Here is an 11,193-nt window from a genome sequence, read left to right as displayed (position 1 = left end):
CGAGCTGCCCTCAGCTTCAACCAGGTTGCTGCGACAACCCGGCGGTGCAGGTCTCTCACCTCACTCGACTCCACGGCGCCTCGTGGCGCACCCACTCGCTATGACAAGACGCCCGCAAGCTACCTCGCCGGCCTCCACCTTCGCGGCGCAATGATCTGGATCAAAGACCTCACCAGAACCATCGCTTGATCACGACCAAATACGCGACCTAGGGCGGGGTGGCCGTGGCCCGACGGTCGGTCAGGCGTCGCGGGTGCGGAGCACCAGGACGCCTCCGGCGAGGGCGGCCAGGGTCCAGGTGAGGCAGATGAGGAAGCCCGCGCCGGGGCCGAACGGCTGGTTGTGCTCCTGGTAGACCAGCAGCATCCGCTGGCCCGCGTAGTCGGGGAAGTAGTGGGCGACCGTCTTCACCTTCGGCACCGCGCCGAGGATCGGCGACAGCAGGAAGAAGAACGGCACCAGCACGCCCAGCGCCAGCGTCTGGTTGTGCAGCATCGCGGTGACCCCGGCCGAGAACAGGCAGATCATCGTCAGGTAGCCGGCCGCACCGAAGACCGCGCGCAGCACGTGCGGCTCGGTGATCGTCGTGCTGTGCCCGCCGAGCAGCGCCTGCCCGGTGAAGAAGGTGATGAAGACGGTGGCCAGCGCCACCGCGAAGGCCGCCAGGGCGATCACCACGGCCTTGCCGACCAGCAGGGTGGCGCGCTGCGGGACGGCCGCCAGCGACACCCGGATCATGCCGCTGCTGTACTCGTTGCCGACCGCCAGCACCCCGAAGACCACCATGGCGATCTCGCCCAGGATGATCCCCGCGAACGCGGTGCCGGTGGCGTCGAACGGCGCGTTCTTCGGCGCGAAGTCGGCGAAGTTGTTGTTGGCCAGCGTGCAGATCAGCGCGCCGAGGCCGAGCGTGACGACGAAGGCGAGCCCGAGCGTCCAGACCGTGGAGCGGACGGTGCGCAGCTTCGTCCACTCGGACTGGAGGATCGCGGGGAACGCGGCCATCTCAGTTCTCCTTCTGCTTGCTGCGGGCCTGCCAGTCGGAGCCCCGGGCCGGCGCGGGCGGTGCCGACGGCGCGGCGGGGGAGCCGTCCACGGCGGCCCCGGCCGGGCCGGCCGGGCCGACCGGGCGCGGGGAGCCTGCCTGGTACTCGACCGAGTCCGAGGTCATCTGCATGAACGCCTCCTCCAGGGAGGCCTGTTGCGGGCTCAGCTCGTGCAGGGTGATCCGGTGGTCGGCGGCGAGTTCGCCGAGGAAGGCCAGGTCGCCGTCCGGGACCTCCAGGGAGCCGTCCGGGCCGGGGTCGGCGTGCAGGCCGGCCCGGTGCAGGGCGTCCAGCAGCAGTTCGGGCTGCGGGGTGCGCACCCGTACAGACGAGCGGGAGTTCTGCTTGATGAAGTCGGCCATCGGCAGGTCGGCGAGCAGTCGGCCGCGGCCGATCACCACCAGGTGGTCGGCGGTCAGCGCCATCTCGCTCATCAGGTGCGAGGAGACGAACACCGTCCGGCCCTCCGCGGCGAGGCCCTTCATCAGGGTGCGGATCCAGACGATGCCCTCCGGGTCGAGCCCGTTCACCGGCTCGTCGAACATCAGGATCTCCGGGTCGCCGAGCAGCGTCGAGGCGATGCCCAGGCGCTGGCTCATGCCGAGCGAGAAGCCACGGGCCCGTTTGCGGGCCACCGCGCTCAGGCCGACCAGTTCGAGCACCTCGTCGACCCGGCGGGCGGGGATCCGGTTGCTCTGCGCCATCCACAGCAGGTGGTCGCGGGCGGTGCGGCCCGGGTGGACGGCCTTGGCCTCCAGCAGGGCGCCGATGTACGAGAGCGGCTCGGCGAGCTGCCCGTACCGCCGTCCGTCCAGGGTGACCCGGCCGGCGGTGGGGCGGTCCAGGTCGAGGATCATCCGCATCGTGGTGGACTTCCCGGCGCCGTTCGGGCCCAGGAAGCCGGTCACCACTCCGCGCGGGACCGCGAAGCTCAGTCCGTCCACGGCCAGCGTGTCGCCGTAGCGTTTCGTCAGCTGGTGCAGCTCGATCATGTCCGCTCCCTCAGTCCTCGTCAGGCTATGACAAAAGGGACATACGGCTGCGGCGGCTGCGTCCCCTCGGCGAGCCGCAATACGGTGACTGCATGAGCCTCCCCAGCGCGCCGGCCGCGCCCGAGAACGGCACCGGGACCCCGATCGTCCTGTTGCACGCCTTCCCGCTCTCCGCCCGGATGTGGGCCTGCCAGCTGGAGCGGCTGCCCGGCCCGGCCGGCGAGGCCGCCCGGGTGATCGTCCCCGACCAGCGCGGCTTCGGCGGCGCCCCGCTCGGCCGGGACGAGCCCTCGCTGGACGCCGTCGCCGACGACGTCGCCCGGCTGCTGGACGCGGCCGGCCTGGAGCGGGCCGTCGTCGGCGGCCTGTCCATGGGCGGCTACGTCGCCATGGCCTTCGCCCGCCGCCACGGCGAGCGGCTCGCCGGCCTGCTGCTCGCCGACACCAAGGCCACCCCCGACACCGAGGCGGCCCGCGCCAACCGCGAACGGATCGCCCGCGCCGTCGAGGCCCGCGACAGCGTGCAGATCCTCGCCGACGAGAAGATCGAGACCGGCCTGCTCGGCCCCGCCACCGACCCGGCGCTGACCGCCCACGTCCGCGCCATGATCGCCGAGGCCCCGCCGGCGGCGGTCGCCTGGGCCCAACGCGCCATGGCCGCCCGCGGCGACTCCCTGGAGGTGCTGCGCGGCGTCCGCGTCCCGGCCGCCGTCGTCGTCGGCGAGGCGGACGCCGTCACCCCGCTCGCCGAGGCCCGGCTGATGGCCGAGGCCCTGCCGGACGCCGAACTCACCGTCATCCCCTCGGTCGGCCACCTCAGCTCGCTGGAGGCCCCCGAGACCTTCAACGCCGCCGTCCGCGCCCTGCTGCGCCGCGTCCGAGGCTGAGCCCGCCGGCCCGGCCGGGGCGGGCGCCGTGCCCCCGCCCCGGCCCGCGGCCCACCGCCGCGACGGCGACGCCGTGCCGGCCGGCCGGCAGCGCGTACCGGTCGACCCGGGTGACCGCGTCGCCCGGTACCACCGCGCCGTCCTTCACCGAGTCCGGTCAGCAGGCGCGTCCCGGTGACCGGGGCGGTCTGCCGCGCGGCACCCGCAGCGGGATGCACCGGACGACCTCGACGCCGCCGCCGCGGGCCAGCCGGATGCGCACGACCTGCGGGGCGCGGTCGGGTTCAGGAAGATCTTGCCGGTGTTCGACGGGGCGTCGGCGTCCGGCCCGCGGTCGGTGACCGTCCGGAACTCCCGGCCGTCCGGAACTCCCGGCCCGCCGCCGATCGACGCGGGGGAACGGTACGTCCGGGCGCCGTCGTGGCGCGGCGCGGGGGCAGGCCCGCGGCGGAGGTGCTCGCGGAGGCGGCGGTCGGGGTGCTCAGGGCCGTGGCGGACGCCGCGAGCACGGCGGAACGGGTGAGTCGCACGGCCGGTCGGCCTCCCGCGCCGCCGGGAACCGGCGCGCGGATCCGGACCGACGGGCCGCCGGCCGTCCGGTGAACGACGAAGCGGCCCCCGCCCGGAGGCGGGGGCCGCGTCACGGCACGGGCGTCAGCGCGACTGCTGGACCGGGACGCCCAGGTCGTCGGAGGGCGAGCCGGCCGCGGCCACCGCCGCACCGGTCAGCGTCGCCAGCATCTCGCGGACGTTGGTCAGCTGCGCGTTGATCGAGTCGCGGCGGTTGGTGAGCGCCGCCAGCTCGCGCTCGGACTCGCTGCGGACCCGGTCGGCCTTGGCGTTGGCGTCGGCCACGATGTCCTCGGCCTGGCGCTGCGCGGTCTCCACCGTCTGGCGGGCACGGCGCTCGGCGTCGGTGCGCAGCTTCTCCGCCTCCAGGCGGAGCTGCTCGGCACGGTGCTCGATCTCCGCGAGGCGCTTCTCCGCCTTCGCCTGGCGGGCCGCCAGGTCGCGCTCGGACTGCTCGCGGCGCTTGGCCAGGTTGGTCTCGAACTCCAGGGCGGCCTGCGCGGCCTTGGTGCGGGTCTCCTCGAAGAGGGCGTCCGCCTCCTCGCGCTTGTTCTGCGCGTCCTTGTTGGCCTCGGCCCGCAGCTGCGCCGCGTCGCTCTTGGCCTTGTCGACGATCCGCAGACCCTCGTCCTCGGCCTTCGCCTTGCGGTCCTTGGCGTAGTTCTCCGCCTCGGTGCGGACCTGCTGGGCGGCGGCCTCGGCCAGCTCGCGGTGCTGCTCGGCGGCGCGGTGCGCCTCGTCGCGCAGGTCCTTCGCCTCCTCCTCGGCGAGGCGGAGGATCTTCTCCACCCGGGCGCCGAGGCCGGCGTAGGACGGCTCCGCCTCGGTCACAGCGGCCTGGGCGGTCTGCGTCTCCAGGTGCAGTTCCTCGATGCGCTTCTCCAGCGCACCGATGCGGGACAGCGCGCTGTCCCGGTCGGCCACCAGCTTGGTGATCCGCTCGTCGACCTGGGCGCGCTCGTACCCACGGCGCACCAGGTCGAAGCCGTGGGGGGAGTGACTGTCGCTCATGGGGATTAGGGCTTCCTGTCGTCAGACCGCTGAGGTGGTTGAGGGAATCCTGACACGTTATCGGAGTGTCATCGGCGAAATGCCGATGAGTCACGGACAATGTCCGCTCAATCGGGTGGCGGGCTTCCGGGGCGATTGCCCCCCGACCGCTGGGCGCCCACACCGGCCCCCGCCCGGGGCGCCCCGTCCTTCCTGTTTCCCCCGTTGGCCTGCTGCACCGGCGACGGCGCCTCGAACGCCTCCAGGGCGGACAGCACGTCCTGCACCCTGGAGATCTCGGTGTTGATGTCCTTGCGGCGCCGCACCAGCTCGTCGAGTTCGCGCTTGCCCTCGTCGGTGATCCGCTTGGCCTCCGCCCGGGCCTCGGAGAGGACCCGCTCGGCCTCCTCCTCGGCCAGCCGCAGCTGCTCGGACGCGGACTCGTCCGCCTTCTGCAGCCGCTTCTCGGCCTCCTCGGCGGCGGCCTCGATCTTGCCGGCGGCCTCCTCCTCGGCGCCGGTGAGCTTGGCCTCGGCCTTCTCGATCAGCTTCTCGGCACGGTCGGTGGAGTCGGCGAGCTTCTGCTCGGCGCCCTTCAGCAGGCCCTCGGCCTTGCGGACGGCCGCGATCCGGACCTTGCTCGCCTCGGCGGACGCCTCCGACGTCAGCTCGGCGGCCCGCTCCTCGGCCGCGGCGACCAGCTTCGCGGCCCGCTCCTCGGCCTCGGCGACCGTCGCGACGGCCTGGTCCTCGGCCTCGGTCAGCTGCTCCTGCGCGGCGGTGACCAGCGCGTCGACCCGCTCGCCGGCCGACTTCATGGCCTGCGCGTTCTCCTTGCGGGCCCGCTCGTGCAGCGCCTCGATCTCGGCGTCCGTCCGCTCGCGCAGCTCCTCGGCGCGCTCGCGGATCGCCGTCGAGTCCCGGCGGGCCTCGGACAGCAGGGCGTCGGCGTCCGACCGGCCCTTCTCGACCTCGGCCTGGCCCGCGGCCTCGCCGGCCGCGACCAGCCGCTCGGCCTCCTTGCGGGCGGCGGCCACCATCGCGTCCGCCTGCTCCTCGGCCGCTGCGGTGGTCGCCAGCGCCGCGGTCTGCGCCTCCTCGCCGAGCTGCTCGGCGTCCGCGAACGCCTTCTCCAGCACCGAGGTGGCCTGCTCCCGGGTGGACCGGTCGAACTGCTCGGCGGCCTCCCGCAGCTCGATGTCGTACGCGTCGGCCCGGCTGCGGGTGGACGCGTCGTAGTCGTCCGCGAGCCGGCGCGTGGCCAGCGCGTACTCCTCGGCCTCGCCGCGCAGCGCCGCGGAGAACTCCTCGGCCTCGGCGACCGCGGCGGTGGAGCGCTCCTCGGCGTCGGCCAGGACGCGGCGGGCCTCGGCCTCCGCCTCGGCGCGCCGCTGCTCGGCGAACTCGGCGGCGGCGGCCCGCTCCTTCTGCGCCTCCTCGCGCAGCGCGGTGTCGAAGGCGACCGCCTCGGCACGCTGCTGCTCGATGTCGGCGGCGGCGGCCTCCCGGTCGGCGGCCAGCTCGGCGGAGATCCGCTCCCGCAGCTCGGCCGTCTCCCGCTCGGCGGTCTCGCGCAGCTCCCGGCTCTCGCGCTCCGCGGTGGCCCGCAGCTCGGCGATCTGCCGGGACGCGGCCTCGTGCAGACCCGCCACCGAACTGCGGATCCCGGCGGCCTCCTCCTCGGCCGCGGCGGTGAGCGACTCGGCGTCGGCCCGCGCCCTGCGGAGCGTCTCCTCGGCCTCGGTCCGGGCCTTCTCCAGCTTCTCGGCGGCCTCCGCGGCGAGCGTCCCGGCCTGCTCGCGGGCGGCGTCGAGCGCCTCCGCGGCCTCGGTGCGCAGCTGCCGGGCCTCGGCCTCGGCGGCGTCGCGGACCGCGGCCGTCTCGCTCGCGGTGCGGATGGTCAGTTCGGCGGCCTCGCGCTCGGCGGCCTCCCGCGCGGCGCGGGCGGCGGCCAGCTGCTCGCCGGTCTCCTCCTGCTCGCGGCGGAGCCCCTCGGAGGCGGCCTCCCGCTCACGGCGGGACTCCTCGCGCAGCGCGGCGGCGTCCGCCTCGGCGGCAGCGCGCTCGGCGCCGGCCCACTCGTCGGTCTCGGCGCGCAGCGCCTCGGCCGCGGCGGCGGCCCCGGCACGGACGGCCTCCGCGTCGGCGGCGGCCTCCTCGCGCAGCCGGTCGGCCTCGGCAGCGGCCTCGCGGCGGACGCCCTCGGCGGCCTCCTCGGCCTCCGCCCGGCGGGCCTCGGCGGCCTCCTCGGCGTCGGCGCGCATCCGCTGCACGTCCTCGGCCGCGGCGCGGCGCAGGTCGGCGGTCTCGCGTTCGGCGGCGGTGCGGGTGTCGGCGGCGGTGGCGCGGGCGGTGGCCAGCGCCTCCTTGGCCTCCCGGTCGGCGGCGTCGAGGAGCTTCTCGGCCTCGGTGCGGGCCCGGGCGAGGGTCTGCTCGGCGCGGCCCTGGGTGGCGAGCGCCTGGTCCTTCGCCTCGGCGCGCAGCCGCTCGGTCTCGGCGGCGGCGCCGGCGCGCAGCTCGTCCGCGTCCTTCTTGGCGCGGGTGAGCAGCTCCTCGGCGCTCTTGGCGGACTCCTCGATCTGCACGACGGCCTGGCGGCGGGCGTCGCCGCGGACCCGGTCGGCCTCGGCGGCGGCCTGGGCGCGCAGCTCCTCCGCCTCGGCGCGCAGCCGGGCGGCCTCCTCGTGCATCCGCTCCATCTGCTCGCGGATCGAGGCGGCGTCGTCGAGCGCGGCGTTCTGCGCCTCCTCGACGGCGGCCATCGCCTGCTCGCGCAGCCGGTCGGCCTCGGCGGCGGCCTCGGCGCGCAGCCGGTCGGCCTCGGTCGCGGCCTCCTCACGGGTGGTGTCGGCGTCCCGGGTGGCCCGGGCGAGCACCTCCTCGGCCCGGCGTGCGGCCTTGGCGAGGTGGACGGCGGCGTCCTTCGCACCGTCGGCGCGGCCGCGCTCCTCGGCCTCGGCGCGCAGCGCCTGGGCGGTGGCCTCGGCCTCGGCCCGCAGCGCGGCGACCTCGCCCTCGACCTCGGCCCGCAGGTCGGCGAGCTCCGCCTCGGCCTCGGCCTTCAGCTGGGAGACCACGGACTCGGCGGTGGCGCGCAGCCGCTCGCTCTCCTCGGCGGCGGCGGCCTTGGCGGCGTCGGCCTCGGCCCGCGCGGTCGCCGCGGAGGCCTTGATGATCTCGGCCTCCTTGGTGGCGGCGGCCACCATCTTGGCGATCTCGGCCTTGGCGGTGAGCGAGCGCTGCTCGCTGGCGGCCTCGCCGTCGGCGACCCGCTGCTCGGCGGCGGCCGCGGCCTCGGCCTGCAGCCGCTCGGCGGCGTCCCGGGCGGCCTTGAGCTGGTCGGCGGCCTCCTGGCGGGCCCGCTCGGCCTCGGCGAGGGCCTCGGCGCGGAGCCGTTCTATCTCGGCCTGGGCGCGGGCGAGCGCGGCCTCGGCGCGCTCCTGGTCCTCCAGGGCCTGCCGCTTGAGCTCGCCGATCTCGGCCTGCGCGGCGGCGAGCCGGCGCTCGGCGGCGGCGTGCGCCTGGGCGAGCTGCTGCTGCGCCTCGTTGGCGGCGCTGCCGCGGAGCTCCTCGGCCTGGGCGCTGGCCTGCTGGGCGTGCTCGGAGGCGGCGCGCAGCAGGCGCTCGGCGTCGGTCTGGGCGCGGTGCAGGGCGGCCTCGGCGGCGGCCTGGGCCTCACCGCGGGCGGCGTCGACGTCGGCGGCGGTCTGGGCGCGGGCCTGGTCGGCGAGCGCGGCGGCCTCGGCGCGGGCGGCGGCCATCATCCGCTCGGCCTCGATCCGGGCCTCCTGCAGCAGGCGCTGGGCCTCCTGCTCGGTGCCGGCCCGGGTCTGCTCCGCCCAGGAGACGTTCTCCTTGACGTGGCGCTCGGCGGAGCGGCGGAACTCGTTGAGCTCCTCCTCCAGCTGGTGGCGCCGGGTGGCGAACTCGGCCTCCAGCCGGGCGGTGCGCTCGGCGGCCTCGGCCAACAGGCGCTGGGTGGCCGCCTGGGACTCGCGCAGCTGGCGCTCGGCGTCGGCGCGGAGCTGCTCGGCCTGCATCTCGGCGGTGCGGAGCAGCTGCTCCGCCTGGCCGGAGACGGAGTCGAAGGCGCGCGGCTGAGCCAGCTGCCGTCGGGCCTCGTGCAGCTTGGCCCGGAGCACCTCCACCTGGTAGGCGAGGTCCTCGGCATGCTGGACGGTCTTGTCCCGCTCCTTGCGAGTCCGTTCCATCTCGGCCTCGAACTGGGAGAGGTGATCCTCAACCTCGTAGCGGTCGTTGCCCCGCACTCCGCGGTCCCATCCATCTCCTGGTCGCGTCCTCGACCCGGCCGTACCGACGCCCCATCCCTGCCCGGGGGCCGGACCTGCTGGTCCTTGCAGCCGCAGCGCCTGCCACGGTCGGAGTCCGCGGGCGGTGGCGCGCGGCGGTGCCGCGTTCCCTCGTCCGGGTGGACTCCTGGGCGAACTCTTGCCTAGTGGAGAATGGTGACAGATCCGACCTGCGACTGTTCAGCCGTGCCCGCTCAATGGACTCCCCTGCGGCGGGCCCGACCGGGTCTCCCCGTCCGTGGCCGCCTTCGGCCGTGCCCCCACCGGTCCTCCCGGCGTACTGGCGCACCCGGGCATTGTAGTGTGCCCGGCTTGCAGCGGAATGGCCGAGTGGAGGTTTTCCGAGGTTACCGACGGGTCGGGAAGGGGGCCGTTGCGGTACGACCCCCTCCGTTTCCGTGCGGCACCGTCCCGGCCGGCGCCGCTGCGGCTCAGTGCTCCGTGCCGGCCGAGGTCACCAGTTCGGTCAGCACGCCGCCGCAGTCCTTCGGGTGCAGGAAGGTGATCCGCGAGCCCATCGAGCCGATCCGCGGCTCGTCGTACAGCACCCGCACGCCCTTGCCGCGGATGTCCGCGGCGTCGCCGTCCACGTCGGCGGTGCCGAAGGCGATGTGGTGCACGCCCTCGCCGTTCTTGGCCAGCCACTTGGCGACCGTGGAGTCCTCGCGGGTCGGCTCCAGCAGCTGCAGGTAGGACGCGCCGCCGTCACCGGTGTCGTTGATCTTGAGCATGGCCTCGCGGACGCCCTGCTCCTCGTTGACCTCGCTGTGGAACACCTCGAAGCCGTACGTCGCGCGGTAGAACTCGACCGTCCTGTCGAGGTCGAAGCAGGCGATGCCGATGTGGTCGATGCGGGTCAGCACGGCGGAGACCTCCATGGTGGGAGTCGACGAGGGTGGGCACCAGTGCAGCGCATGCGGCCGAGCCTTGGCCACCGCCCGCGGTGCGAGCCTGCTCACAGTCTCACCCCGGGACGGCCCGCCGGGGCCGCCGGCGAATGTCACCCGGACCGCCGTGACACGGTGTTGACTGGAGGGTGACAGTGCCACTGATCACACCCCGGCGCCGGTGACGCACGGGTTACGGGTCAGTACATTGAGCCGCATCCCCACACCCTCATGGCCGACGCGCGAAGGGGCCCGTCTCATGATTACTTCTGTGATCGTCGCAGGTGCACGCACTCCGATGGGCCGACTCCTCGGCTCGCTGAAGGGCTTCTCCGGCGCCGACCTCGGCGGCATCGCCATCAAGGCCGCCCTGGAGCGCGCGGGCATCACCGGCGACCAGGTCCAGTACGTGATCATGGGCCAGGTGCTGCAGGCCGGCGCCGGCCAGATCCCGGCCCGCCAGGCCGCCGTCAAGGCCGGCATCCCGATGAACGTCCCGGCGCTGACCATCAACAAGGTCTGCCTCTCCGGCCTCGACGCCATCGCCCTGGCCGACCAGCTGATCCGCGCCGGCGAGTTCGACGTCGTCGTCGCCGGCGGCCAGGAGTCCATGACCAACGCCCCGCACCTGCTGCCGAAGTCCCGCGAGGGCTTCAAGTACGGCGCGATCGAGATGCTCGACGCCATGGCCTACGACGGCCTCACCGACGCGTACGAGAACATCCCGATGGGCGAGTCCACCGAGAACCACAACACCCGCCTCGGCATCGCCCGCGACGTCCAGGACGCCATCGCCGCGGCCTCGCACCAGCGCGCCGCCGCCGCCCAGAAGAACGGGCTCTTCGACGCCGAGATCGTCCCGGTCGAGATCCCGCAGCGCAAGGGCGAGCCCGTCCTCTTCAGCCAGGACGAGGGCATCCGCGGCGAGACCACCGTCGAGACCCTCGGCAAGCTGCGCCCGGCCTTCACCAAGGACGGCACCATCACCGCCGGCTCCGCCTCGCAGATCTCCGACGGCGCCGCCGCCGTCGTCGTGATGAGCAAGGCCAAGGCCGAGGAGCTGGGCCTGGCCTGGATCGCCGAGATCGGCGCCCACGGCAACGTGGCCGGCCCGGACAACTCGCTGCAGTCGCAGCCGTCCAACGCGATCGCGCACGCCCTCGCCAAGGACGGCCTGACCGTCGCCGACCTCGACCTGATCGAGATCAACGAGGCCTTCGCGGCCGTCGCCCACCAGTCGATGAAGGACCTCGGCGTCACCGACGAGAAGGTCAACGTCAACGGCGGCGCGATCGCCCTCGGCCACCCGATCGGCATGTCCGGCGCCCGCCTCGTCCTGCACCTGGCCCTCGAACTGCAGCGCCGCGGCGGCGGCACCGGCGCGGCCGCGCTGTGCGGCGGCGGCGGCCAGGGCGACGCCCTGATCATCAAGGTCCCCGCCCAGGGCTGACCGTCCGGCGTTGACTCCGGGGGCGGGGCGGCGGGTAGGCCACCCCCGGCGCCCCCCCACA

The 11,193-nt window shown here is 74.8% G+C and carries 7 protein-coding genes; 2 read left to right on the top strand and 5 right to left on the bottom strand.

All coding sequences use genetic code 11. The features are described from left to right. Positions 1-240 precede the first annotated feature (240 nt). Together AB0442_RS40285 and AB0442_RS40280 are read right to left on the bottom strand one after the other, a co-directional pair. A complete protein-coding gene (locus AB0442_RS40285; RefSeq protein WP_366168488.1) occupies positions 241-1,005 on the bottom strand; it encodes an ABC transporter permease in 765 nt (254 codons plus the stop codon). 1 nt (position 1,006) lies between these two features. Beyond that, on the bottom strand, positions 1,007-2,038 hold the full coding sequence (locus AB0442_RS40280; protein WP_366168487.1) for an ATP-binding cassette domain-containing protein: 1,032 nt from the start codon (positions 2,036-2,038) through the stop codon (positions 1,007-1,009). A 92-nt stretch (positions 2,039-2,130) separates the two neighbouring features. Here AB0442_RS40280 and AB0442_RS40275 point away from each other — a divergent pair, with 92 nt between their 5' ends. Next, on the top strand, positions 2,131-2,925 hold the full coding sequence (locus tag AB0442_RS40275) for an alpha/beta hydrolase (RefSeq protein ID WP_363542761.1): 795 nt from the start codon (positions 2,131-2,133) through the stop codon (positions 2,923-2,925). 654 nt (positions 2,926-3,579) lie between these two features. Here AB0442_RS40275 and AB0442_RS40270 read toward each other — a convergent pair. The 3 genes from AB0442_RS40270 to mce all read right to left on the bottom strand — a co-directional run bounded on the left by AB0442_RS40270 (position 3,580) and on the right by mce (position 9,658). Next, entirely contained in the window at positions 3,580-4,506 is a 927-nt protein-coding gene (locus AB0442_RS40270) for a cellulose-binding protein (RefSeq protein ID WP_344625927.1), read from the bottom strand. Positions 4,507-4,613: 107 nt separating this feature from the next. After that, the gene (locus tag AB0442_RS40265) at positions 4,614-8,753 is read right to left on the bottom strand and encodes a hypothetical protein (RefSeq protein ID WP_366168485.1); all 4,140 of its coding nucleotides are present in this window, start codon (positions 8,751-8,753) and stop codon (positions 4,614-4,616) included. A 473-nt stretch (positions 8,754-9,226) separates the two neighbouring features. Beyond that, positions 9,227-9,658 (bottom strand): methylmalonyl-CoA epimerase, encoded by a 432-nt coding sequence (mce, locus tag AB0442_RS40260; protein WP_366168489.1) that lies wholly within the window; start codon positions 9,656-9,658, stop codon positions 9,227-9,229. 295 nt (positions 9,659-9,953) lie between these two features. Between mce and AB0442_RS40255 the strand changes: the two genes are divergently transcribed. Beyond that, a complete protein-coding gene (locus AB0442_RS40255) occupies positions 9,954-11,132 on the top strand; it encodes an acetyl-CoA C-acetyltransferase (RefSeq protein ID WP_363542768.1) in 1,179 nt (392 codons plus the stop codon). The last annotated feature ends 61 nt before the right edge of the window (positions 11,133-11,193 follow it).

The sequence above is a fragment of the Kitasatospora sp. NPDC085895 genome, assembly GCF_040702125.1.
Classification (GTDB): Bacteria; Actinomycetota; Actinomycetes; order Streptomycetales; family Streptomycetaceae; genus Kitasatospora; species Kitasatospora arboriphila.
This window is presented reverse-complemented; position numbering and strand designations above follow the sequence as displayed.

What these genes read in the sequence shown, in the direction of transcription:
- AB0442_RS40285 (WP_366168488.1), bottom strand. Translation starts at nt 1,005, where the DNA reads ATGGCCGCGTTCCCCGCGATCCTCCAGTCCGAGTGGACGAAGCTGCGC.
- AB0442_RS40275 (WP_363542761.1), top strand. Translation starts at nt 2,131, where the DNA reads ATGAGCCTCCCCAGCGCGCCGGCCGCGCCCGAGAACGGCACCGGGACC.
- AB0442_RS40270 (WP_344625927.1), bottom strand. Translation starts at nt 4,506, where the DNA reads ATGAGCGACAGTCACTCCCCCCACGGCTTCGACCTGGTGCGCCGTGGG.
- AB0442_RS40280 (WP_366168487.1), bottom strand. Translation starts at nt 2,038, where the DNA reads ATGATCGAGCTGCACCAGCTGACGAAACGCTACGGCGACACGCTGGCC.